At 70.8% G+C, this 22963-nt stretch carries 22 protein-coding genes and 2 pseudogenes; 13 read left to right on the forward strand and 11 right to left on the reverse strand.

The features are described 5' to 3' along the window. Window positions 1-55: 55 nt before the first annotated feature. The 5 genes from ACZ5Y0_RS26600 to ACZ5Y0_RS26620 all read left to right on the forward strand — a co-directional run bounded on the left by ACZ5Y0_RS26600 (window position 56) and on the right by ACZ5Y0_RS26620 (window position 5048). On the forward strand, window positions 56-1396 hold the full coding sequence (locus tag ACZ5Y0_RS26600) for an ABC transporter substrate-binding protein (RefSeq protein ID WP_469131205.1): 1341 nt from the start codon (window positions 56-58) through the stop codon (window positions 1394-1396). Window positions 1397-1529: 133 nt separating this feature from the next. Continuing rightward, complete coding sequence (locus ACZ5Y0_RS26605) at window positions 1530-2324, forward strand: rhamnogalacturonan acetylesterase (protein ID WP_469131206.1); 795 nt, start codon at window positions 1530-1532, stop codon at window positions 2322-2324. Window positions 2325-2355: 31 nt separating this feature from the next. Beyond that, window positions 2356-3675: a pectate lyase family protein gene (locus tag ACZ5Y0_RS26610; RefSeq protein ID WP_469131207.1), complete on the forward strand. Its 1320-nt coding sequence runs from the start codon at window positions 2356-2358 to the stop codon at window positions 3673-3675. Between the two features lie 91 nt (window positions 3676-3766). Further along, the gene (locus ACZ5Y0_RS26615; protein WP_469131208.1) at window positions 3767-4894 is read left to right on the forward strand and encodes a pectinesterase family protein; all 1128 of its coding nucleotides are present in this window, start codon (window positions 3767-3769) and stop codon (window positions 4892-4894) included. A 1-nt stretch (window position 4895) separates the two neighbouring features. Further along, complete coding sequence (locus tag ACZ5Y0_RS26620; protein ID WP_469131209.1) at window positions 4896-5048, forward strand: hypothetical protein; 153 nt, start codon at window positions 4896-4898, stop codon at window positions 5046-5048. Window positions 5049-5661: 613 nt separating this feature from the next. Here ACZ5Y0_RS26620 and ACZ5Y0_RS26625 read toward each other — a convergent pair. The 5 genes from ACZ5Y0_RS26625 to ACZ5Y0_RS26645 form a co-directional block, all read right to left on the reverse strand. Continuing rightward, entirely contained in the window at window positions 5662-6492 is an 831-nt protein-coding gene (locus ACZ5Y0_RS26625; RefSeq protein ID WP_469131210.1) for a pectate lyase, read from the reverse strand. A gap of 127 nt (window positions 6493-6619) precedes the next feature. Continuing rightward, window positions 6620-7489: a hypothetical protein gene (locus ACZ5Y0_RS26630; RefSeq protein ID WP_469131211.1), complete on the reverse strand. Its 870-nt coding sequence runs from the start codon at window positions 7487-7489 to the stop codon at window positions 6620-6622. Continuing rightward, window positions 7486-8055, reverse strand: a complete 570-nt coding sequence (locus ACZ5Y0_RS26635; protein WP_469131212.1) for a SigE family RNA polymerase sigma factor — start codon at window positions 8053-8055, stop codon at window positions 7486-7488. The genes ACZ5Y0_RS26630 and ACZ5Y0_RS26635 overlap by 4 nt, the downstream gene beginning before the upstream one ends. A 730-nt stretch (window positions 8056-8785) precedes the next feature. Next, the gene (locus ACZ5Y0_RS26640) at window positions 8786-9256 is read right to left on the reverse strand and encodes a GNAT family N-acetyltransferase (protein WP_469131213.1); all 471 of its coding nucleotides are present in this window, start codon (window positions 9254-9256) and stop codon (window positions 8786-8788) included. 3 nt (window positions 9257-9259) lie between these two features. Continuing rightward, complete coding sequence (locus ACZ5Y0_RS26645; RefSeq protein WP_365462636.1) at window positions 9260-10033, reverse strand: IclR family transcriptional regulator; 774 nt, start codon at window positions 10031-10033, stop codon at window positions 9260-9262. A 143-nt stretch (window positions 10034-10176) separates the two neighbouring features. Here ACZ5Y0_RS26645 and ACZ5Y0_RS26650 point away from each other — a divergent pair, with 143 nt between their 5' ends. The 4 genes from ACZ5Y0_RS26650 to ACZ5Y0_RS26665 all read left to right on the forward strand — a co-directional run bounded on the left by ACZ5Y0_RS26650 (window position 10177) and on the right by ACZ5Y0_RS26665 (window position 14486). Then, window positions 10177-11706 carry an aldehyde dehydrogenase (NADP(+)) gene (locus ACZ5Y0_RS26650; protein ID WP_469131214.1) on the forward strand — a complete coding sequence of 510 codons (1530 nt, stop codon included), beginning with the start codon at window positions 10177-10179 and terminating at the stop codon, window positions 11704-11706. A 40-nt stretch (window positions 11707-11746) separates the two neighbouring features. Next, window positions 11747-12355 carry a DUF1349 domain-containing protein gene (locus tag ACZ5Y0_RS26655; protein ID WP_469131215.1) on the forward strand — a complete coding sequence of 203 codons (609 nt, stop codon included), beginning with the start codon at window positions 11747-11749 and terminating at the stop codon, window positions 12353-12355. Window positions 12356-12588: 233 nt separating this feature from the next. Then, window positions 12589-13305: a DsbA family oxidoreductase gene (locus tag ACZ5Y0_RS26660; protein WP_469131216.1), complete on the forward strand. Its 717-nt coding sequence runs from the start codon at window positions 12589-12591 to the stop codon at window positions 13303-13305. Window positions 13306-13433: 128 nt separating this feature from the next. Next, the gene (locus tag ACZ5Y0_RS26665) at window positions 13434-14486 is read left to right on the forward strand and encodes an aminotransferase class V-fold PLP-dependent enzyme (protein WP_469131294.1); all 1053 of its coding nucleotides are present in this window, start codon (window positions 13434-13436) and stop codon (window positions 14484-14486) included. A gap of 93 nt (window positions 14487-14579) precedes the next feature. On the opposite strand, the pseudogene ACZ5Y0_RS26670 reads toward ACZ5Y0_RS26665, so the two are convergent. From ACZ5Y0_RS26670 to ACZ5Y0_RS26695, 6 genes and pseudogenes are all read right to left on the reverse strand, one after another. Continuing rightward, window positions 14580-15142: pseudogene (locus ACZ5Y0_RS26670) on the reverse strand (phytanoyl-CoA dioxygenase family protein). 7 nt (window positions 15143-15149) lie between these two features. Beyond that, window positions 15150-15554: an ectoine synthase gene (locus ACZ5Y0_RS26675; protein WP_469131217.1), complete on the reverse strand. Its 405-nt coding sequence runs from the start codon at window positions 15552-15554 to the stop codon at window positions 15150-15152. A gap of 40 nt (window positions 15555-15594) precedes the next feature. Then, on the reverse strand, window positions 15595-16866 hold the full coding sequence (gene ectB, locus ACZ5Y0_RS26680; protein WP_469131218.1) for a diaminobutyrate--2-oxoglutarate transaminase: 1272 nt from the start codon (window positions 16864-16866) through the stop codon (window positions 15595-15597). An 83-nt stretch (window positions 16867-16949) separates the two neighbouring features. Further along, entirely contained in the window at window positions 16950-17459 is a 510-nt protein-coding gene (ectA, locus tag ACZ5Y0_RS26685) for a diaminobutyrate acetyltransferase (RefSeq protein ID WP_469131219.1), read from the reverse strand. A 273-nt stretch (window positions 17460-17732) separates the two neighbouring features. Further along, window positions 17733-17918, reverse strand: a pseudogene (locus ACZ5Y0_RS26690) (mycothiol transferase); the annotation flags it as partial. A gap of 157 nt (window positions 17919-18075) precedes the next feature. After that, window positions 18076-19176, reverse strand: a complete 1101-nt coding sequence (locus ACZ5Y0_RS26695) for a pyridoxal-phosphate-dependent aminotransferase family protein (RefSeq protein WP_469131295.1) — start codon at window positions 19174-19176, stop codon at window positions 18076-18078. 174 nt (window positions 19177-19350) lie between these two features. Here ACZ5Y0_RS26695 and ACZ5Y0_RS26700 point away from each other — a divergent pair, with 174 nt between their 5' ends. Genes ACZ5Y0_RS26700 through ACZ5Y0_RS26715 form a run of 4 tightly spaced genes read left to right on the forward strand, consistent with a single transcriptional unit; the run spans window position 19351 to window position 22935 of the window. Then, window positions 19351-20202 (forward strand): transporter substrate-binding domain-containing protein, encoded by an 852-nt coding sequence (locus ACZ5Y0_RS26700; protein ID WP_469131220.1) that lies wholly within the window; start codon window positions 19351-19353, stop codon window positions 20200-20202. Next, complete coding sequence (locus tag ACZ5Y0_RS26705; protein ID WP_469131221.1) at window positions 20199-21035, forward strand: amino acid ABC transporter permease; 837 nt, start codon at window positions 20199-20201, stop codon at window positions 21033-21035. The genes ACZ5Y0_RS26700 and ACZ5Y0_RS26705 overlap by 4 nt, the downstream gene beginning before the upstream one ends. Next, window positions 21032-21823: an amino acid ABC transporter ATP-binding protein gene (locus ACZ5Y0_RS26710; protein ID WP_469131222.1), complete on the forward strand. Its 792-nt coding sequence runs from the start codon at window positions 21032-21034 to the stop codon at window positions 21821-21823. The genes ACZ5Y0_RS26705 and ACZ5Y0_RS26710 overlap by 4 nt, the downstream gene beginning before the upstream one ends. A gap of 14 nt (window positions 21824-21837) precedes the next feature. After that, window positions 21838-22935 (forward strand): amidohydrolase family protein, encoded by a 1098-nt coding sequence (locus ACZ5Y0_RS26715; RefSeq protein WP_469131223.1) that lies wholly within the window; start codon window positions 21838-21840, stop codon window positions 22933-22935. The last annotated feature ends 28 nt before the right edge of the window (window positions 22936-22963 follow it).

Consider the following 22963-nt stretch of genomic DNA (forward strand, 5'->3'; position numbering starts at 1 on the left):
CCACAGACCCGCACAGTCCGTTGGATCCAGAAGAGAAGAAGAAGAGAGCCGACCAATGAAGATCAGCATCCACAGAAGCAGGCGCGCCGCCACGGCCGTAGCCCTGGGGGCCGCGCTCGCCCTGACCGCCACCGCCTGCGGTGACGACGGCAGCGGCGCCGGCGGGGACAAGGGGTCCGACGGCAGCGGCAAGGGCAAGATCGTCTTCTGGGACAACAACGGCGGTGTCCGCACCGACATCTGGAAGGAGGTCATCGCCGACTTCGAGAAGGCCAACCCGGACATCGACGTCGAGTACGTCGGCATCGCCTCCACCGAGTACGGGTCCAAGGTCGACACCGCCATCCAGGGCGGCGGCCTGCCGGACGTCGGCGGTGTCGGCGCGTCGATGGCGGCCGGGATCGCGGCGCAGGACGCGTTGGAGCCCCTGGACGACCGTCTCGCCAAGTCCTCCCTCAACGGCAAGCTCAACGCGTCCATGGTCGAGTCGCTGAAGTCCGCCGGCGGCGGCGACGCGCTGTACTCGATCCCCACCTCCGCCAACAACGGTGTCCTCTATTACCGCACCGACCTGTTCAAGGCGGCGGGGCTGGCCGAGCCGACCACCTGGGACGCGTTCTACACGGCGGCGGAGAAGCTGACGGACACGGGCAAGAACCAGTTCGGGTACACCATCCGCGGTGGCGCCGGATCCATCGCGCAGGCCCTGGACGCGATGTACGGGCAGAGCGGGATCACCTCGTTCTGGGACGGTGACAAGACCACCGTCAACGACCCGAAGAACGTCGAGGCGCTGGAGAAGTACGCCGCCCTCTACAAGAAGGTCACCCCCGCCGCCGACCTCAACAACGACTTCACCAAGATGGTCGCCCAGTGGGACTCGGGCACCATCGGCATGCTGAACCACAACCTTGGCTCCTACCAGGACCACGTGAAGGCGCTCGGCGTCGACAAGTTCCGGGGTGTTCCGCAGCCGATCGGCTCCTCCGGCAAGCGGGTCCAGGTGTCCAACCCGGTCGACGGGCTCGGCCTGTTCAAGAGCTCGAAGAACAAGGACGCCGCCTGGAAGTTCATCGAGTTCGCCACCTCGCAGGCGGAGAACTCGAAGTTCAACGAGTCGGCGGGGCAGGTGCCGTCGAACATCGGGGCGGCGAAGGACGCGTGGATCTCCAAGGCCGAGCCGACGAAGCTGGCCGCCCAGGCACTGTCCGACGGGTCCACGACGATCGTGCAGCTGCCGTACTACCTCCCGGACTGGGGCACCATCTCCAAGTCCGACAACGAGCCCAACTTCCAGAAGGTCCTGCTGGGCAAGCTCAGCGCGAAGGACTTCCTGGACACCTTCGCGGAGCAGCTGAACACGGCGCAGGCGGAGTGGAAGGAACAGAAGGGCTAGGACCTCGGATCGTGGCGGCCGGCCGCGCGCTCTCGCGCGGCCGGCCGTGATCCTCGCGGCCGAGCCGCATCCGTGTACCGCCCCGCGCCCCTGAAGGGGCGCGGCCCCCCTCCCTGGTGAAAGGTGCACCCCCGTGTCCCTTACCCGCAGACAGGTCACGTCCGCGGCCCTCGCCGCTCTCCCTCTCGCCGCCGCGGCCACCGGAACCGCTCAGGCCGCGCGGCGACCCCGCACCCTGTACCTCGCCGGTGACTCCACCGCCGCCCAGAAGTTCGCCGACGCCGCGCCCGAGACAGGGTGGGGGATGGCACTGCCGTTCTTCCTGCACAAGGACCGGCCGGTCGCCAACCACGCGGTCAACGGCCGGAGTTCCAAGAGCTTCGTCGACGAGGGACGGCTCGACGTCATCCTCGCCTCGATCCGGCCGGGCGACTTCCTCCTGATCCAGTTCGCGCACAACGACGAGAAGGCCACCGACCCGGCCCGCTACACCGAGCCGTGGACGACGTACCGGGACTACCTGCGGCTGTACGTCGACGGAGCGCGCGCCCGCGGGGCGCGGCCCGTGCTGGCGACGGCCGTGGAGCGGCGCCGGTTCGACGCGGGCGGCAACGCCCTGCCCACACACGGCGACTATCCGGCGGCGATGCGCGCCCTCGCCGCGGAGGAGGACGTGGCGCTGCTCGACCTCCAGGCCCTGTCACTCGCCCTGTGGCAGAAGCTCGGGGCCGAGGAGACCAAGGCCTACTTCAACTGGACCGGTACCGAACAGGACAACACCCACTTCAACCCGCCGGGCGCCATCGCCGTGGCCCGGCTCGTCGCCGCCGAGCTGCTGCGCCGCCGGGTGCTGTCGGCACGGGACGTGCGCCGGCTCGACGCGGAGATCCCGGCGTCCTGGGTCAGCTGGCCCCCGGCCACCGTGTAACCACCTTCTTCCCTGGAAAGAGAGCCGCACAGTGAACGCACAGCAATGGCATGGGCATGCCACTAAGGTCGCCGTCGTGGTCGGTTGCACCGCTCTCGCCCTGACGGTCACCGGCACCACCGCCCAGGCACACTCCGCCCGTGACGTCGCCCGGCAGACCCTGCCGGCCGACGACGGCTGGGCGGCGTACGGGACCGGCACCACCGGCGGTGCCGCCGCCGACACCGAGCACGTGTACACCGTCACCACCTGGGCGCAGTTCAGGGCCGCCCTGGAGAGCGGCGGAAGCGCCCCGAAGATCATCAAGGTCAAGGGCGTGATCGACGCGGTCTCCGAAGGGTGCGACGCCTTCGCCGCACGCGGATACGACTTCGACGCCTACCTCGCCGCGTACGCGCCCGAGGTCTGGGGCCTCGACACCGACCTGAGCGCCGAGCCCGCCGACAGTCCCGAGGGCCTGCGGCGCACCTCCGCCGCCAACCAGGACAAGGCGATCAAGGTGAACGTCCCCGCCAACACCACCGTCATCGGCGTGGGCAGGAACGCGGGCATCAAGGGTGCCAGCCTCCAGATCAAGGCCGTCGACAACGTGATCATCCGCAACCTCGCCTTCGAGAGCCCCGTCGACTGCTTCCCGCAGTGGGACCCCACCGACGGTTCCAAGGGCAACTGGAACTCCGAGTACGACACCGCCGTCGTCTACGGGTCCACGCATGTGTGGCTGGACCACAACACCTTCACCGACGGCTCCCACCCCGACAGCGCGGCGCCGACCTACTTCGGCATGCTCTACCAGCAGCACGACGGCGAACTGGACGTCGTACGCGGCTCGAACTACGTCACCGCCTCCTGGAACGTCTTCACCGAGCACGACAAGACGATCCTCATCGGCAACAGCGACAGCGAGTCCACCGCCGTGGGCGACCGGGGGAAGCTGAAGGTCACCTTCCACCACAACCTGTTCTCCAAGCTCGTCGAGCGCGCGCCCCGCGTCCGGTTCGGGCAGGTCGACTCCTACAACAACCACTTCGTCGCCGACACCTCCTACGCGTACAGCTTCGGCATCGGCAAGGAGTCCCAGCTGGTCGCCCAGCACAACGCGTTCACGCTTCCCGCCGGCGTCAGCGCGGCGAAGGCGCTGAAGAAGTGGAGCGAGGCCCCGGTCACGGCCGACGGCAACTACGTCAACGGCAGGCCCGTCGACCTGATCGCCGTGCACAACGCGGAGATCCCCGCCGAGACCCTCCAGTCCGGTGCGGGCTGGACGCCCACCCTGCGCACCAAGGTCGACCCCGCCAAGGCCGTCCCCGGCATCGTCACCGGCCGGGCCGGCGCCGGAAAGATCTGCTGACGTCCGCACCGCACGGGCCGGGGCCCCGCGCCCCGGCCCGCACCCACCAGCCGAGGTCCCCTCCCGCGAACCGTCCCTGAAGGAGCCCCGCATGCCCTCGCCCCGCGTCCGACTCCCGCTGTCCAGAAGGGGTTTCCTCACGGCGAGTGCCGGTGCGGGCGCCGCGCTCGGTCTGTCGGCCGGCCCGGTCCGGGCCGGCACCCGCCGGCCGTTCGGCCGCTTCGGTTCCCCGTCCGCCCGCCTCACCCCGGCGACCCTGTACGTCGACGCGCGCGGACGCGGTGACCACACCTGCGTCCGGGACGCCGTGGCCGCCGCCACCGGCACCGGCCGCACCCTCGTCATCGCACCCGGCACCTACCGGGAGACCCTCGCGGTCGACATCACCCGCACCGAGGCGACCTGGATCGGCGCCTCGGAGAACCCCCGCGACGTCGTGATCGTGTACGACAACGCGGCCGGCACCCCCAAGCCCGGCGGCGGCACCTACGGCACCACCGGCTCGGCCACCACCACCGTGCAGGCCGACGGCTTCACCGCCCGCTGGATCACCTTCGCCAACGACTGGCTGCGGGCCGACCACCCCGGCGTCACCGGCACCCAGGCCGTCGCGATCAAGGTCCAGGGCGACCGCTCCGCCTTCCACCACTGCCGCTTCCTCGGCCATCAGGACACGCTCTACGCCGACTCCACGGCCCTCGGCACCTTCGCCCGGCAGTACTTCTCCCACTGCTACGCCGAAGGAGACGTCGACTTCGTCTTCGGGCGGGCCACCGCCGTCTTCCAGCACTGCCACTTCCGCACGCTGAACCGCACGGACCTGACCAGCGCCCCCTACGGCTTCGTCTTCGCCCCCTCCACGGCCGGCGCCAACCCGCGTGGTTACCTCGTGACCGGCAGCCGTGTCACGAGCGAAGCCCCGGACTCCTTCTACAAGCTGGCCCGCCCCTGGGTGCCCAGCTCCGACACCACCGCCCGCCCCATGCTCACCGTCCGCGACACCCACCTCGCCGCCGGCATCGACGCGGTCGCGCCCTACACCAACATGTCGGCCTCCTTCCCCTGGCAGGGCCAGCGGTTCGCCGAGTACCGCAACTACGGACCCGGTGCGGTGATCACCGTCCCGGAGAACCGGCCCCAACTCACCCCTCGGCAGGCCGGGTCGGCGACCCGCTCCGCACACCTCGGCGGCTGGGAGCCGTGGAAGGAGGCCTGTTGACATGCGCAGACGCACCCTCCTGATCGGCCCCGCCGCGGGCCCGGCGGCCACCGCCGCCCCCGCCGTCGCGGCCGGCCCTGGCACCCTGGGCCGCCGGTTCCCGCACGACACGACCACGGGAGGGGTCACGCCGCGGCCGGCGGCCGGACCCTGATCAGCACGTCCGCCCCGGCGGCTCCGTCCCGGGCCGCGGTGGACGCGGTCCGCGCCGGTCGTGCGGGGACAGTTGGATCCGCCCCGGCGGCGACGCGGTCGGACCGTACAACGACACGGAGGCCCACCCCTGGCGGACCATGCGCTTCCGTGAGCACGGCAACTCGGGCCCCGGCGCGGTGATCTCCCGGCCGGAGACCGGCCGCGGCCGACGCCGGCGGAGGCGCGAGCGGCGCGGGGGACCGCCGCCGCCCGTACGAGTGGTCCGCCGGCGACAACCGGGAGTCCGGTGCACGGCGACGCCCGCGTTCCGGTCCACGGACGCGTACGGCACGCGGCACCCCGGCCTGCGGGACGACGGAGGCGACGGCGTACGGCGCCCGCAAGGCGGACGGGTCGCCGCCCGCGGCGAGTTCAAGACCACCGGGGCCGCCGCGTCCCGCTCCGCCATGAAGCGGCCGGACAGCCGAACGCCCCCGCCGGTGACCGCCGACGGGGGCGTTCTTCCCGGCCGGCCCGAGAGGGGCTCGGGCCGGCAGGTCCATGCGGTCCGACGGCGGGCCCGGACGCAGGTCAGGTGTCACGCGCGAGCGGTCGGGACCGGGCCGACCCGCTCACTTGTACGTGATGTCGGACGATGAGAACCTGCACGTCTTGCCGTCCGCGCCGGTGCCCAGCTCGGTGGGCTCCTTGCCGGTGTCGTTGCCCTTGAAGCGGACGCAGGTCTTCGTCTTCTTCTTGGTGTCGCCCTGGATGCGGATCTTCGACAGGGTCGCGGTGTCGCCGAAGTTGGCGTTGACGCCGACGATGGCCTTCAGGGGCGCCACGATGTCGATGTCGTTCAGCACGATCGTGCGCTTGTACTGCGTCTTGCAGTTGCCGCAGGAGCGGACCAGCTTGCCGGAGTTCTCCACCCGGAAGCCGGTCACGGTCAGCGTGCCGGCGCCGTTGAACTGGAGCACCTTGTCGGCGCCGTTCTTCGCGCCGCCGCCGATGACCTTGTACACCGACGAGGCGGACTTGCCCTTGAAGCTCGCGGCGTCCTCGCCGACGTCCAGCCACCACACGTTCTGGAGCGTGCAGGAGCCCTTGCAGTGGACGCCGTCGGCACCCGGCGTGCCGATGATCACGTTCTTCAGGACGGCGCCGTCGGCCAGTTCGAAGATCGGGTCCTGGCCCTCGTCCTGGCCGCTGCCGCCCAGCTCACCGGCACCGGAGAACTTCGTCAGCTTGCCGTCGTACGTGCCCGTGACCTTGATCGTCGACGACACGGCCTTGTTGCCGGTGGCCGTGGGCCAGGTCGACGCGGCGCCCGCCGACGAGAGCATCGCGGTGGTGACGATCGCCGCTCCGGAGATGGCGAAGGCGGCGGACCCCGCGATCAGCGCACGCCGCTTGGTGACCTTGCGGCGGTGCCGGACGCGCGGTTCTGCTGGTGCAGTCATGTACCGATTCCTCGAGTGGGTGGTGACTCTTGCGCCTTGTGGTCGTCACCGGTGAGGAAAGGGTTGCCGAGTCGTCGAAACTTTTCTTTCCACGAGATTCCTACGGCGCCCTCGGCGTCCGCGGCTTCTACGAGTCGCCCTCGTCGTCGTCCTCGGCCGCGAAGCCGCCGCCCACGGAACCCGTCCGGCCGTCCGCCGCGCCCGCGATCACGTAACCGTCGTCCTTGGCGTCCCGGCCGCCGCGGTCATGGTCGTACTGCCCGGCGAACACCCATTCGCCCTTGGGGACCGTACGGCCCTCCTTGAGCACCCACGTGTAGACCAGGAAGCCGTCCTTCTCCTCGACCGTGAACGTGAAGTCGCCCTCCGGCAGCGAGCGCCAGGCACCCGCCGAGGACACTCCGCCGGTCTGTGCGACCTTCAACTGCACCGTCAGATCCGTGAGTTGCGCGGAGGTCTTGAGCGTCACATTGCTCTGTGCCCAGAAGTCGTTGCTGTGCGGGTCCACCGAGCCGTCCGACCACAGCGGACCGTCCTCGGTGTCGTCGACGCCCGGCAGCAGGCGCGGCGCGGAGGCGGAAGGCTTCGCCTCCGCCGACTTCGTCGGCGAACCGCTCGGCCCGGCCACGTCCTTACCGCCGCCTCCCGAACCGGGCGTCGCCTTCGGCGAGGCCGGCGGGCGGCTCGTCGCGTCCGGGGACTCCACCGGTGGCGGGGAGACGGCGACCGTCTGCCGCGGCGCCGGGTCGTCCTTCACCGCGGACGCCACCGCGTAGCCGCCGGCCGCGAGCATGCCCGCGACCGCGGCGGTGGCGCTCACGATCCGCGTCCAGCCCCACAGGGCGGGCCGGGTCGCCCGGTGACCGCCGGGCCGTTCCTGCTCCACCATGCCGCGCTCGATCCGGGCGAGGATCCGCTCGCGGTTCGGCTCGTACGCCTCGGCCGCCTCGTGCAACCGGGCGCGCAACTCGCCGTGCACGTCCCGCTGCGTCGTCATCGGTCCCTCCCTCCGGCCTCACCTGTGCGCGCCGCCATCGCGGCGTGCACCCTCCGCGGACCCGCTGTGGCACCGAGCAGCCTCTGCAACTCGGCCATTCCCTTCGAGGTCTGGCTCTTCACCGTACCCACCGAGACTCCCAGGGCGAGCGCGGTGTCCTTCTCCGAGAGGTCGAAGGCGTGCCGGAGCACCACGCAGGCCCGTTTGCGGAACGGGAGTCTACGCAGCGCGGACTGGACGTCCACCACGCCCGCGACGTCCGGATTCTCCGCCGTCTCCTCGCGCTGCGACCAGAACAGGGCGATCCTTCGGCGTTCGCGGACCGCGCTGCGGATCCGGGTACGGGCCAGGTTGGCGACGACGCCACGCGCGTACGCCACCGGGTGATCGGCCGCGCGGACCCGGTCCCAGCGGTGCCACAGCGCGAGCAGCGCGTCGGCCGCCAGATCGTCGGCCGCGTCCGCCTCGCCGGTCAACAGGTGGGCGAGCCGAGCCAGTTCGGCATGGTGGCGTTCGAAGAAGGCATGGAACTCCACGGAGGCGGCGTCGTCGACGACTGTGCCCACGGGTGACCTCTTCTCGGTGCGGATTCTGCACCCCGGCGGGGGGTGGATGCTGTGCGTGTCATGTGAATGACATGGGGATGCCCCGGGGAGGTGGTCGAGGCGAGATCCGGAAGCGTAGCAGTGGACAACTGCCTGATCGGTACAGGGGTTCGAACGCGGTCTGACGGACCGAACCCTCGATTCCGTAACACGGTGAAAACCTCGAGTGGGTTCGACGAGGGAACGATCCAGCCAGCCTCCGCACCCAGATCACCAGGTCAAGAGGAGTGCCGGTCATGTCCGAAACACAGAGGGCGGCCGCTCGGCCGAGTTCCCGCCCCCGGCGGTGAACAGCTACGACCGGTTCTTCACGATCTCCGAACGGGGGTCGACGTGCGGCCGGGAGACACGCGGCGGCTTCGCCACGTGAACGGGCCGCGACCGACTGCTCCACGACCACCGCCACCGGCACTCTCGGCGGGTGGCCGATCCTCGTCTTCTGTCTCGGCGTGCTGCTGACGGTCGGACTGCTCGCCCGCAAGGTCGTGTACTTCGCCATCGACCCGATCGAGCAGGTGCTGGGCGCCAGGTGACGTGCGGCGCGTGACCGGTCCGCGGCTCCGTCGCGGCCGGTCGCGCCCACGCGGCCAGGCTGCGTGTCCGGTACGGCCACGCCCCTTCACGTGTCCCGGCTGAGCGCCGCCCGCATCATCGCCGCCGCCAACGGTGCCGCCGAGCGTCGTCCCGGAGGTCAGCCCTCCAGCACCATGACGACCTCGTCGATCTCCGCACCCCGCGCGTGGGCGTAGCCCGTGGCGCGCGCGATCAGCCGGAAGCCGCACTTCTCCAGGACGCGCCGGGACCCGGAGTTGTCTTCGGCCGCGCGCGCGTACAGCGGGCGTTCGGACACCTCGGTGAGGAGCGCCGTCAGCGCGGCCGTGGCGATGCCGCGCCCCCAGTGGGCGCGGTCGACCCAGTAGGTGACCTCGCGCTCACCCGGTTCGCCGTAGACCGACGCGCTGCCCACCACGTCCCCGTCGGCCAGGATCGTGCGCACCACGTGGGCGGAGGCGCGGATCCGTTTCCAGCGGGCGTCGAAGGCGTCCCGGTCGGCCGGTGCCTCCGGGGTGAACGCGGCCATCCGCAGGGACTCGGGGTCGTTCGTCTGCCGGTAGAACACCGGCAGATCGCTGTCGTGGACCGGGCGCAGGGCGATCTGCATGCCTCAGAGCCTACGGGTCGCCAGGGTCAGCCGGTCACGCGCGTCGAACAGCGCGTCCTTCACCATCTGTTCGTGCGCGGGCGTGAGCCTCGCCACCGGCACCGAGCAGCTGATCGCGTCCCGCGCGGGGGTGCGGTAGGGGATCGCGACGCCGAAGCAGCGCAGGCCCAGTGTGTTCTCCTCGCGGTCCACCGCGAAGCCCTGCTCACGGACCTGGTGCAGTTCCTCGATGAGCTTCTCGCGGTCGGTGATGGTGTGCTCGGTCAGCGCGGGCAGCGTCTCCGGGAGCAGCTTGCGGACCTGCTCGTCCGTGTAGGTGCTCAGCAGCGCCTTGCCGAGGGAGGTGGAGTGGGCCGGCAGCCGGCGCCCGACACGGGTGAAGGGGCGCAGGTAGTGCTGCGACTGGCGGGTGGCGAGGTAGACCACGTTGGTGCCGTCCAGCCGCGCCAGGTGGATGGTCTCGGTGGTGTCGTCCGACAGCCGGTCCAGCGTGGGACGGGCGGCCGCGACCACCTCGTCGCCGTCGATGTAGGAGGTGCCCACCAACAGGGCCCGTACGCCGATGCCGTACCGCGTGCCCGTCGCGTCCGTCTCGACCCAGCCCAGCTCCACCAGCGTGCGCAGCAGCATGTAGAGGCTGGACTTGGGGTATCCGACGGCCTCCTGGACCGACGCGAGGGAGTGCATTCCGGGGCGGCCGGCGAAGTACTCGAGCAGCTCAACCGTCCGCACCGCGGACTTGACCTGCGCCCCGCCCCCCGTCTCGCCAGCCGACATCGCCCTTGACCCCTTCGTTCGACGGGAAATAGTCTCCACAGCATATTCATCATCAGAGACAGCGTTCAGTATATCGAACATCCCTGGTGGTGAGGTCAAGACAGCGGCATTGCGATGCGGCGACGAACGTGGAGGGACCCGCGGTGGCAGCAGCACCAGTCTGGAGTGTCGACCCCCGAACCGGGAAGCAGCGTGAACAGGTCGCGGTGGAGGCCACGGCCCAGGAGGTGGACTCCGTCGTCCGCGCCGCGCACGGCACGCGCGCGGCCCTCGCCGACCGCGCCGTCCGCACGGCCTTCCTGCGTGCCGCCGCGGACCGGCTGGAGGCGGCCCGCGACCAGCTCGTCGAGGTGGCCGACGCCGAGACCGCCCTCGGTCCGGTCCGGCTGACCGGCGAACTCGCCCGCACCTGCTACCAGCTGCGCGCCTTCGCCGACATCGTCGAGGAGGGTGCCTTCCTCGACGTCGTGATCAACCACCCCGACGACACCGCGACCCCGCCCGTGCCCGACCTGCGCCGCTACAAGGTGCCGCTGGGCGTCGTCGCCGTCTACTCGGCGTCCAACTTCCCCTTCGCGTTCTCCGTCGCCGGCGGCGACACCGCGAGCGCGCTCGCCGCGGGCAACCCGGTCGTCGTCAAGTCCCACCCCGACCATCCCGGCCTGTCCGAGCTGGTCGCCAAGGTGGTCCGCCGGGCCGCCGCCGAGCACGGCATCCCCGACGACGTGCTCGGTCTGGTGCACGGCTTCGAGGCGGGCGTCGAGCTGATCAAGCACCCGCTGATCGCCGCCGCCGGCTTCACCGGGTCCATCCGGGGCGGCCGCGCGCTGTTCGACGCGGCGGCCGCGCGGCCCGTGCCGATCCCCTTCCACGGCGAGCTGGGCTCGCTCAACCCGGTCGTCGTGACCGAGGCCGCCGCCGCCGAGCGCGCGGAGACCATCGGAACCGGCCTGGCCGGCTCGATGACGCTGGGCGTCGGACAGTTCTGCGTGAAGCCGGGCCTGGTCCTCGTGCCGTCCGGCGCGGCCGGTGACGGCCTCGTCAAGTCGCTGACCGACGCGGTCAGCGACACCGACGCGGGCGTCCTCCTCGACCACCGCATGCGCGACAACTTCCTCGCCGGTGTGGCCGAGCGGGCGCAGCTGCCCGAGGTCGAGACGCCGGTCACCCCCGGAGCGGGCGGCGAGCACACCGTGAGCGCGGGCTTCCTGACGGTTCCGGCGGACAAGCTCACCGACGAGGGGGCGTACGACCTGCTCCTCGAGGAGTGCTTCGGCCCGGTGACCGTGGTGGCGCGCTACGACGACGACGAGCAGGCGCGGTCCGTCCTCTCGCGGCTGCCCGGCAACCTCACCGCCACCGTGCACCTGTCGACGCAGGAGGCCGCCGGCGAGGGCCGCGGAGCCGAGATCCTCGCCGAACTCACCCCGCTCGCGGGCCGCGTGCTGGTGAACGGCTGGCCGACCGGCGTCGCCGTGGCCCCCGCACAGCACCACGGCGGCCCCTACCCGGCGACCACCTCCACCTCCACCTCGGTGGGCGGCACGGCCATCGAGCGCTGGCTGCGCCCGGTCGCCTACCAGAACACCCCCGAGGCCCTGCTGCCGCCCGAGCTGCGCGACGACAACCCCCTCGGCCTGCCCCGTCGCTTCAACAACCACCTCGAACGCTGACGGGCGCCGGACGGCGGAAGGAATCTGGAAGACTTCGGGTATGGACCTCGAACTCGCCGAACTCCCCTTCACCTTGCGCACCTACGGGCCCGACGGGCACTGGAGCTACGAGAACGGGGTCCTCACCGGCTGGGCCGGTCCCCGCCAGGACCGGTTCGTGTCACCCACCGCGGAGGCGCTGGACCCGGCCGGTGACGCACCCCGGCTGCTCGGGGCACCGGAGGGCGACTTCCAGTTCATCGCCCGGGTGACCGTCGGTTTCAACAGCGGCTTCGACGCGGGGGTGTTGTACGTCCACGTCGGCGAACGGGCCTGGGCCAAGCTCTGCCTGGAGTACTCCCCGGACGTGCCCACCGTCTGCACGGTGGTCACCCGAGGCCACTCCGACGACGCCAATTCCTTCACTGTGGACGGCAGTTCGGTCTGGCTCCGGGTGAGCCGGACCGGCCGTGCCTTCGCCTTCCACGCCTCCCGCGACGGCAAGCGCTGGATCTTCGTCCGGCTGTTCACGCTGGGCGACGAGAGGGAGACGGGCGCGGCCCTCGTCGGTTTCATGGCGCAGGCGCCGATGGGGGAGGGGTGCGTCGTCACCTACGACCACCTGGAGTTCCGGCCGAGCTGGCCGGACGACCTCCGCGACGGCAGCTGACCGGGGCCGTCCGTGCCCGCCTCGCACGGCCCGGCTCCTCGAAGGAACCGGACCGGCGGGCGGGCACGTCCTCCGTGGCGTGACGAGGGCTCGAGTTTCCGGGGCGGGCGTGACGACGGCGCGAGGGATCCGTACCGGTTCTCGGTGAGCGGGGAATGAGTCCGAGCGTTTGAACGTTCACATATTCGCCGGAGGGAGTCTCCGCACCCGCACGACCTGGAGAGAGCCGAGACATGCGCGTCGAGATCTGGAGCGACATCGCCTGCCCGTGGTGCTACGTGGGCAAGGCCCGCTTCGAGAAGGCGCTCGACGCCTTCCCGCACCGTGACCAGGTCGAGGTCGTGCACCGCTCCTTCGAGCTGGACCCCGGCCGCGCCAAGGACGACGTCCAGCCCGTGCTGGCCATGCTGACCAAGAAGTACGGCATGAGCGAGGCCCAGGCGCAGGCCGGCGAGGACGACCTCGGCGCCCAGGCCGCCGCCGAGGGCCTCGCCTACCGCACCCGCGACCGCGACCACGGCAACACCTTCGACATGCACCGCCTGCTGCACTTCGCCAAGGAGCGGGACCGCCAGGACGAACTGATCCAGCTCCTGTACCGGGCCAACTTCGCCGAGGAGCGGTCCCTGTTCGGCGAGGGCGACGAGCGGCTCGTGGAACTGGCCGTCGAGGCCGGTCTCGACGCCGACGCGGTGCGCGGGGTGCTCGCCGACCCGGCCGCCTACGCCGACGAGGTCCGCGCCGACGAGCGCGAGGCCGCCCAGCTCGGTGCGAACGGCGTCCCCTTCTTCGTCCTGGACCGCAAGTACGGCGTCTCCGGCGCCCAGCCCACCGAGGTCTTCGCCCAGGCGCTCACCCGGGCCTGGGGCGAGCGCTCCCCGCTCCGGCTCGTCGGCCAGGACGATGCCGAGGTCTGCGGCCCGGACGGATGCGCGGTACCGCAGCACTGAAACACCGCGGCATTCGACCGCGACGCCAGGACAAAACGCAGGTGAGAGCGCATCTATAAGCGTTCCTTGGTAAAGTCGCTTAGAAATTCGCGATGGACTTCTACTTGGCCGCGCCGCACAGTGGAGCCATGGAGACCTTCGAGACCCTCGTCCACGCCGAGTTCGCCCCGAAGAGCACGTACCTCAACACCGCGAGCAACGGTCTGCTGCCCGCCCGTACCGTCGCCGCCCTGCACGAGGCGGCGCTGTTGCGGGCCGAGGGCAGCCCGCTGACCTCGCTGTACGAGGACGTGGAGGCGAGCCGCGCGGCCTACGCCCGGCTCGCCGGCGTCCCGGTCACCCGGGTCGCGACCGGCGCGTCCGTCGCCGCGCACACCGGTGTCATCGCCGCCTCACTGCCGGCGGGCGCCGAGGTCCTCACCGCGGAGGGCGACTTCACCTCGGTGCTGAACCCGTTCCACGTCCGCGGCGACCTCAAGGTCCGCGCGGTCCCGCTGGAGCGGATCGCGGAGGCCGTGCGCCCCGGCACCGCGCTCGTCGCGGTCGGCGCAGCCCAGTCCGCCGACGGACGGATCGCGGACCTGCCCGCCCTGCGCGAGGCCGCCCGCACCCACGGCGCACGCACCTACGTCGACTTCTCCCAGTCCGCCGGCTGGCTGCCGATGGACGCCGACGCGTACGACTACTCCGTCTCCGTCTCCTTCAAGTGGCTGCTGGGCCCGCACGGGGCCGCCTTCCTGGTCGTCCCGGAGGACTTCGGCGGGCTCACGCCGGTCCTGGCCGGCTGGGTCGCCGCCGAGAGGCCGTGGGACAGCTGTTACGGCCCCGTCGCCGAACTCGCCCACTCCGCACGGCGGTTCGACCTCAGCCACGCCCTGTTCACCTACGCCGGGCTGCGCCGCTCCCTCGATCTGATCGAGGAACTCGGTGTCGCCGCCGTGCGCGAACACGATCTGGCCCTCGCCGACCGGTTCCGGGCCGGGCTCGCGGCACTCGGCCACGAACCCGTGCCCGCACCCGGCTCGGCGATCGTCTCGGTGCCCGGACTCGGTGCCCGGCAGCCGGAGTTGAGCCGCGCGGGCATCGAGGTCTCCAACCGCGCGGGCAACCTGCGCGCCGCCTTCCACCTGTTCAACACGACGGCGGACGTGGACCGGCTGCTGGACGTGCTGTCCGGCTGAGCGCCTCCCGTGCGGTGGGACGGGAGCCCGTCAGCGCATCGGGGTGGGCGTGCCCACCGGCGTGAGCCCGTCAACGCAGGGGAGTGGGCGTGCTCAGCGCACCGGTGTGAAGTCGCGGGCGCCGACGAACTCCGGCCGCCGCACGGGTGCCGCGAACGGCTCCACCGCCGCGTTCTCCACGCTGTCGAACACGATGAAGACGTTGCTGCGCGGGAACGGCGTGATGTTGTCGCCGGACCCGTGCATGCAGTTGCAGTCGAACCAAATCGCCGAACCGGCCCGGCCCGTGAACAGCTTGATGCCGTACGCGGACGCCATGTCGGTCAGCGCCTCGTCGGAGGGTGTGCCCGCGTCCTGCATCTGGAGCGACTGCTTGTAGTTGTCCTTCGGCGTGGCGCCGGCGCAGCCCAGGAACGTCTTGTGCGAACCCGGCCTGATCATCAGGCCGCCGTCGGTACGCCGACTTCGTCGTCCGTGAGGAGTCGGTCGACCGTGGCGAAGCCGTCCCGCTCGAACGCGTAGAGGTCGAGCGGCTCGAACGGGCCGGGCGCGTCCGGGGCGCCCCAGACGACCGGGTCCTGGCGGGGGACGCTCACCTCGGCGGCGCCGCGGCTGGGGTAGAGATCGGTGACGTGGGTGCCGGTGACGGTGGTCATGGTGTGGTCACACCTCCTCTGGCTCGGTGAGCAGGGGGTAGACGCCGTTCTCGTCGTGGTCCTCCCGTCCGGTGACGGGCGGGTTGAACACGCAGATGCAGCGGAAGTCCTCCTTGACGCGGAGCGTGTGCCGCTCGTGCCCGTCGAGGAGGTACATGGTCCCGGGCGTGACGGTGTGCGTCGTCCCGGTCTCGTGGTCGGTGAGTTCGGCCTCGCCCTCCACGCAGACCACGGCCTCGACGTGGTTCGCGTACCACATCGACGTCTCCGTGCCGGCGTACAGGATCGTCTCGTGCAGCGAGAATCCGACCCTTTCCTTGGCGAGGACGATGCGCTTGCTCTCCCAGGTGCCGGACGCGGACCTCACATGCCGGTCGGTGCCCTCGATGTCCTTGAACGAACGGACTATCACGGTGTCGCGATGCCTCCTAGACAGGTGGTGCCCGAGTGGGTCAGGCGGTCTCCCGTACGGCGCGGGCGAGGACGCTCATGCCCTCGTCCAGCTCCTCGGGCGTGACGGTGAGTGCCGGCAGCAACTTGACGACCTCGCTCTCCGGCCCGGACGTCTCGATCAGCAACCCGAGTTCGAAGGCGCGGTGCGCCACCCTCGCGGCCCGCCCCTTGTCGTGGAACTCCAGGCCCCAGACCAGACCCCTGCCCCGGTACTCCTTGATGTCGGCGAGGTTCTCCTCGGTGATCGAGATCAGCTCCTGCTCGACCTGTTCGCCGCGTCGGCGGGTCTGCTTCTCCATCGCCGACCCGTCGGCCCAGTACGTCTCCAGGGCGGCGGTGGCCGTGACGAACGCCGGGTTGTTGCCGCGGAAGGTGCCGTTGTGCTCGCCCGGCTCCCACACGTCCAGCTCGGGCTTGAAAAGGCACAGCGACATGGGCAGGCCGTAGCCGCTGATGGACTTGGACACGGTGACGATGTCCGGCGTGATGCCCGCCTCCTCGAAGGAGAAGAAGGCACCGGTGCGCCCGCACCCCATCTGGATGTCGTCGACGATCAGCAGCATGTCCTGCCGTTCGCACAGCTCCGCCAGCGCCCGCAGCCACTCCGGACGCGCCACGTTGATGCCGCCCTCGCCCTGCACCGTCTCGACGATCACGGCGGCCGGCTTGTTGAGCCCGGAGCCGTGGTCCTCGAGCAGCCGCTCGAACCACAGGAAGTCCGGGACCTGGCCGGCGAAGTAGTTGTCGAACGGCATCGGGGTGCCGTGCACCAGCGGGATGCCCGCACCGGCCCGCTTGAAGGCGTTTCCGGTGACGGCGAGGGAGCCCAGCGACATCCCGTGGAAGGCGTTGGTGAACGACACGATCGCTTCGCGTCCCTTCACCTTCCGCGCCAGCTTCAGCGCGGACTCCACGGCGTTGGTGCCGGTCGGACCCGGGAACATGACCTTGTACGGCAGGTCACGGGGGCGCAGCACCAGGTCCTGGAAGGTCTGGAGGAAGGTCCGCTTGGCGACGGTGGACATGTCGAGGCCGTGGGTGACGCCGTCGCGCATCAGGTAGTCGATCAGCGCCCGTTTCAGTACCGGGTTGTTGTGCCCGTAGTTCAACGACCCGGCACCGGCGAAGAAGTCGAGGTACTGGTGTCCGTCCTCGTCGTGCATCCGGCTGCCCCGCGCCCGGTCGAAGACGACGGGCCAGCCGCGGCAGTAGCTGCGCACCTCGGACTCCAGGGTCTCGAACACGCTGAGGTCGGGCTGGGTGATGGTCACGGCGAAAACGCTCCTCGTTGCGGTGGGGGGAGTCGTGCGGAGATCGGCGACGGGGGAGTCGCGGAAGTGGCCGGGGTGCTGCCTCAGCCGATGGTCAAGGGGCCGATGCGGTACAGGACCTCGGGGTCGTGCGGGCTGTCCGGGAACAGGTCCGTGCCGAACAGGACCTCACGGGTGACGTCCGCGCCGTGCCGGGCGGCGTAGGACGTGAAAAGCCGCTCCGAGGCGGTGTTGCCCGGCGTGATCGTGGTCTCGACGGTGGCGAGGGGGCGCTCGGCGGCGACCCGGGCGGTCAGCGCGTCGAGCAGCGCGGCGGCCAGACCGCGGCCGCGGTACGCGCCGTCGACCGCCACCTGCCAGACAAGCAGCGTCTCGGGCGTTTCCGGGCGGACGTAGCCGGTGACGAAGCCGACCGGTACGCCGTCCTCGGCGCGCGCCACCGCCGAGGTGCCGGCGAAGTCCCGGCACCACAGCAGATAGCTGTAGGAGGAGTTCAGATCAAGGGTCCCGGATTCCTTCGCGATTCGCCAGAGAGCGGCCCCGTCCGCCACCGAAGGGCGGTCGATCCGCAGGTCTGCTTGTGTGGCAGTCATGCGGATTGAACTTACCGAGCGCAATTAGAAAATGCATGGAGAGCCGGCGACGGTTTGGTGATGCCGCCGCGACCTGGTGACCTTATGTACCTTTTGGGCCGTACGAAAACGGATGAATCGACCTTGCTGTGGAATGCGTCACGCATTCTCGACGCGCTCGGCAAATTCTCGCGTTTGCGTCCGGGGGATCCGGGCAGGAGAGCGAGGGGAAAGCTATCCAGGCAATAGGTGCGGGAAAGGGCGGGGGAAAGAAGAAGCGGAATTGCCTGGAATTCAGGCTCCGGTGAATCCGTCGATACGCTCCCGCAGGATGTCCGCGTGGCCGTTGTGCCGCGCGTACTCCTCGATGAGGTGGATCAGCACCCAGCGCAGACTGACCTGCGCCCCGGCCGCCGGCCCGTCGGCGATCCGCCCGGTGTCCTCGAGGGAGCGTCCCGCGGTCAGCTCGCGCCCCCGCGAGCCGGCTGTCGAGCATGGCCCGCTCGTCACCGGTCATCAGGGGGACGGGGCGGCCGTCGGGAAGAGTGGTCATGCCGCGAGCATGGCAGCCACCACCGACAGGCCGGGGCGGGTGCGCGGACCGTCGGCCCGCCCGGTCACCTCCGCCCGACGGCCCTCACCGCCAGGCCTGCTCCGCCGCGCGCAGCGCGCCCGTCAGGTCCACGTCCAGACCCCTCTCCGCGAGAACCGCGCCCAGTGCCGTCAGGCTTGCGCGGACCGCGCCCGGCGTCGCGTCCGCCCCGTAGTGGTTGACCCGGATCATCTCCGTGGCCAGCGCACCCCCGCCCGCTGCCAGCGGCAACGCCGGGTCGCTCGCCAGCGCCCGGGCCACGAGTTCCGAGGCGACGGCACCCGCCGGCGCCCTCAGCGTCGTGGCGACGGGCGCCGCCTCGCGCGCCTCGTGGACGTACGGTTCCAGCCCGCCCCCCAACGCCACCGCGCCCGCGCGGGTCGCGGCGGCGGCACACGCGTGCCGGGCCATCACCGTCTCCAGCCCCTCCGCCTCGATGCGCTCCAGGCACGCCTCGAGCGCCAGCATCTCCAGCTGGGCCGGAGCGTGCGGCAGTGCCTTGCGGCCGGCGTCGACCCACCGCTCCTTCCAGTCCAGCAGCGACAGGTAGGAACGGCGCGGCGCCTTCGGGTTCGCCGCCATCCGGGCCCACGCCCGTTCGCTCACCGACACCGCCGAAACGCCCGCCGGCCCGCCCATCGCCTTCTGCGCGCCGATCACGCACAGGTCGACGCCCCAGGCGTCCGGCAGCACCGGCTCGGCGGCCACGGAGGCCACCGCGTCCAGGTAGAACAGGGCGCCGTGCTCCCTGACCACCTCGCCGATCTCCGCGACCGGGTTGGTGTTGCCGGTGGCCGCCTCGGCGTGCACCAGCGACACGAAGTCGATCTCCGGGTGCTCGGCGAAGGCCGCGCGGACCTGCTCGGTGGTGACCGCCGTACGGAAGGGCACCGCCAGATCGATCACCGTGGCGCCGCAGTCGCGCAGCCAGTCCCCGAAGGTCTGCCCGTAGGGGCCCGTGATCACGTTCAACGCGGTGGTGCCCGGCCCGGCCGTCCCGCGGATCGCCCCCTCGAGCGGCAGCAGTGCCTCGCCCTGCGTGATCACGACGTCCTGCCGGGTGTCCAGCAGCCGTGCCACCCGGTCCTCGACGGAGGCGAACCGGGCGGCGGTCAGCGGAGCGAGATCAAGGAAGGGGTGCGTCACAGCGGTGCTCTCTTCACTCACGGGGTAATGGTGACGAGAGTAACCGGCGGGGCTCCCGCCCTCCGGACCGGCGACTTCTCAGGCGGAAGGACCCGGCTGTCAACGGTTTGTTTTGAGAGCCTCAAACTTCTCCTTATAATCGGAAGCTACAGTTCCCCCACAGGAAGGCCCGCCGTGAACACGCTCCTCGGGCGTCGCACCCGTGTCCTGGCCGCCACCACCGCTACGGCCGGGCTCATGCTCGTGGCCGCCTGTACCTCCAGCGACGACGGCGGCAGCGGCTCCAAGACCGCGGCGGGCGGTGTGGAGCTGGTCAAGGCGGGTCAGCTCACCACCTGCACCCACCTGCCCTACCCGCCGTTCCAGTCGGAGATCGACGGCAAGGTGCAGGGCTTCGACGTCTCCCTGATTGACCTGGTCGCGAAGGACCTGGGCGTGAAACAGGAGATCCGCGACACGCCGTTCGAGAACTTCAAGACCGGCGCCTTCCTGAACTCCGGCGAGTGCGACCTGGCCGCGGCCGGCATGACCATCACCGACGAGCGCAAGAAGAACGTGGACTTCTCCGACCCGTACTTCGACGCCACGCAGGCCGTCCTGGTCGACAAGAACGCCGGCGTGAACTCCCTCGCCGACGTCAAGTCCAAGAACGTCAAGATCGGCGCGCAGGCGCAGACCACCGGCGAGGACTACGTGACCAAGCAGGGCTTCGACCCGGTCTCCTTCGAGTCCTCCGACGCCGTCCTCAACGGCCTGCGCACCGGCCAGGTCAAGGCCGTCGTCATCGACTACCCGGTCGTCCAGGGCTGGCTGAAGGACAAGGCCAACGCGGACGCCTTCAAGGTCGTCGACAACCTCAACACCGGTGAGCAGTACGGCTTCACGGTGAAGAAGGGCAACACCAAGCTGGTCGAGGCCATCAACAAGGCGATCGCCGACGCCAGGGCCGACGGCACGTACAAGAAGCTCTACGAGCAGTGGATCGGCCCGTACGACGCGTCCGCGGCCTCCCCGTCCGCCTCATGAGCGACACCACCAAGCTGGAGGTCCCGCCCCGCAGGAAAGGCCTGACGAGGAGTCAGAAGCGCAGGCTGTCGCGTGCGATCCAGTACGTCGTCTTCGCCGCCGCCCTGATCGCGTTCGCGGTCTCGGCGGACTGGGACCGGCTCCAGAACCAGTTCGCGCAGGCGGACATCGCCGAGCGGATGTTCCCGGACGTCATCACGCTGGCGCTGAAGAACACCGTGCTGTACACCCTGTCCGGCTTCCTCGTCGGCCTGGCCCTCGGCATGGTCATCGCCCTGATGCGGCTGTCCTCCGTCGGCCCCTACCGCTGGCTCGCCGGCATCTACATCGAGATCTTCCGCGGCCTTCCCGCGCTGCTGATCTTCATCTTCATCGGCGTCGCCGTGCCGCTCGCCTTCCCCGGCACGGAGATCGTCGGCGGCACGTACGGCAAGGTCGCCCTGGCCCTCGGCCTGGTCGCGGCGGCGTACATGGCGGAGACCATCCGCGCGGGCATCCAGGCGGTTCCCAAGGGGCAGATGGAGGCGGCCCGCTCACTGGGATTCTCCCCCGCCCGCGCCATGATCTCGATCATCATCCCGCAGGCCTTCCGCATCATCCTCCCGCCGCTCACCAACGAGCTGGTGCTCCTGTTCAAGGACTCCTCGCTGGTGCTGTTCCTCGGCGTCACCCTGGAGGAGCGCGAACTGTCCAAGTACGGCCGTGACCTGGCCAGTACCACCGCCAACTCCACACCGATCCTCGTCGCCGGCCTGTGCTACCTGCTGGTGACGATCCCGCTCGGCTTCGTCGTGCGCCGTATGGAGGCCAAGGCCCAGGAGGCCGTGAAATGAGCCGACCGGAGATCGAAGTCCGCGGCCTGCGCAAGTCGTTCGGCGAGAACGAGGTGCTGCGCGGCATCGACCTGGAGATCGGCCAGGGCGACGTCGTCTGCGTCATCGGCCCCTCCGGCTCGGGCAAGTCGACCCTGCTGCGCTGTGTGAACCTCCTGGAGGAGCCCACCGAGGGCCAGGTGGTCGTCGGCGGCATCGAACTGACCGACCCCGACGTCGACATCGACGCCGTCCGCCGCCGTATCGGCATGGTCTTCCAGCAGTTCAACCTCTTCCCGCACCTGACGGTCACCGAGAACCTGACGCTGCCGCAGCGCAGGGTGCTCGGGCGCGGCAAGGCGGAGGCGGCCAGGGTCGCCGCCGAGAACCTGGAGCGGGTGGGGCTGTCGGAGAAGGCGGCCGCCTACCCGTCCTCCCTCTCCGGCGGCCAGCAGCAGCGCGTGGCGATCGCCCGCGCGCTGGCGATGGGCCCCCAGGTGATGCTCTTCGACGAGCCCACCTCGGCACTCGACCCCGAGCTGGTCGGTGACGTCCTCGCGGTCATGCGCATGCTCGCCAACGAGGGCATGACCATGATGGTCGTCACCCATGAGATGACCTTCGCCCGCGAGGTCGCCGACCGGGTCGTCTTCATGGACGGCGGAGTGATCGTCGAGGACGGCACCCCCGCGCAGGTGATCGGCGCCCCCCGCCACGAACGCACCCGCCACTTCCTCGCCCGCCTCCTCGACCCCGCGATGGCCGAGGTGGAGGAGGGGACCTCGGACCGGGCCGGCGGCGACGCCTGACTAAGGTGCCGTGCATGAGCGACGACACGGTGCTGCACGTGAAGGGCAGGGTCCTCGCCGGACCGGACGAGGACCAGGTCCGCGACGAGCTGTGGGTGATCGACGGACGCGTCTCCTACGACCGTCCCGCCGGCGCGCGTGACATCCGCACGGTGACGGGCTGGGCGCTGCCCGGCCTGGTCGACGCCCACTGCCATGTCGGCCTCGGCGCCCACGGGCCGGTCGACGCCGACGTCGCCGAGAAGCAGGCGCTCACCGACCGCGACGCCGGGACCCTGCTGATCCGCGACGCCGGCTCGCCCTCCGACACCCGCTGGGTCGACGACCGCGAGGACCTCCCGAAGATCATCAGGGCGGGCCGGCACATCGCCCGCGCGCGCCGCTACATCCGCGGCTACGCCCACGAGATCGAGCCGGACGACCTCGTCGCGTACGTCGCCCGGGAGGCCCGGCGCGGCGACGGCTGGGTGAAACTGGTCGGCGACTGGATCGACCGCGAGGCCGGCGACCTGACGGCCTGCTGGCCGCGCGACGCGGTGGAGGCGGCGATCACCGAGGCCCACCGTCTGGGCGCCCGGGTGACGGCCCACTGCTTCGCCGAGTCCTCCCTCCGCGACCTCGTCGAAGCGGGCATCGACTGCATCGAGCACGCCACGGGCCTCACCGACGACCTGATCCCCCTGTTCGCCTCCCGCGGCGTCGCGATCGTCCCGACCCTGGTGAACATCGCGACGTTCCCGCAGCTCGCGGACGCCGGCGAGACCAAGTACCCCCTCTGGTCCAGCCACATGCGCCGCCTCCACGCCCGCCGCTACGACACCGTCCGCAACGCCTACGACGCCGGCATCCCGGTCTTCGTCGGCACCGACGCGGGCGGGACCCTGCCCCACGGCCTGGTCGCCGCGGAGGTCGCGGAACTGGTGAAGGCGGGCATCCCCCCGGTTCAGGCCCTGGCCGCGACGACCTGGTCCGCCCGCACCTGGCTGGGCCGGCCCAACCTGACCGAGGGCGCCCCGGCCGACCTGGTGGTCTACGAACAGGATCCCCGGGCGGACGTACGGGTACTGGCGGCACCGTCACGACTGGTCCTGAACGGGCGGATCGTGGGCTGAACCGGCCGAAGGGGGGTGCGGGTGCGCC

This window comes from Streptomyces sp. NPDC033216 (genome assembly GCF_055577115.1).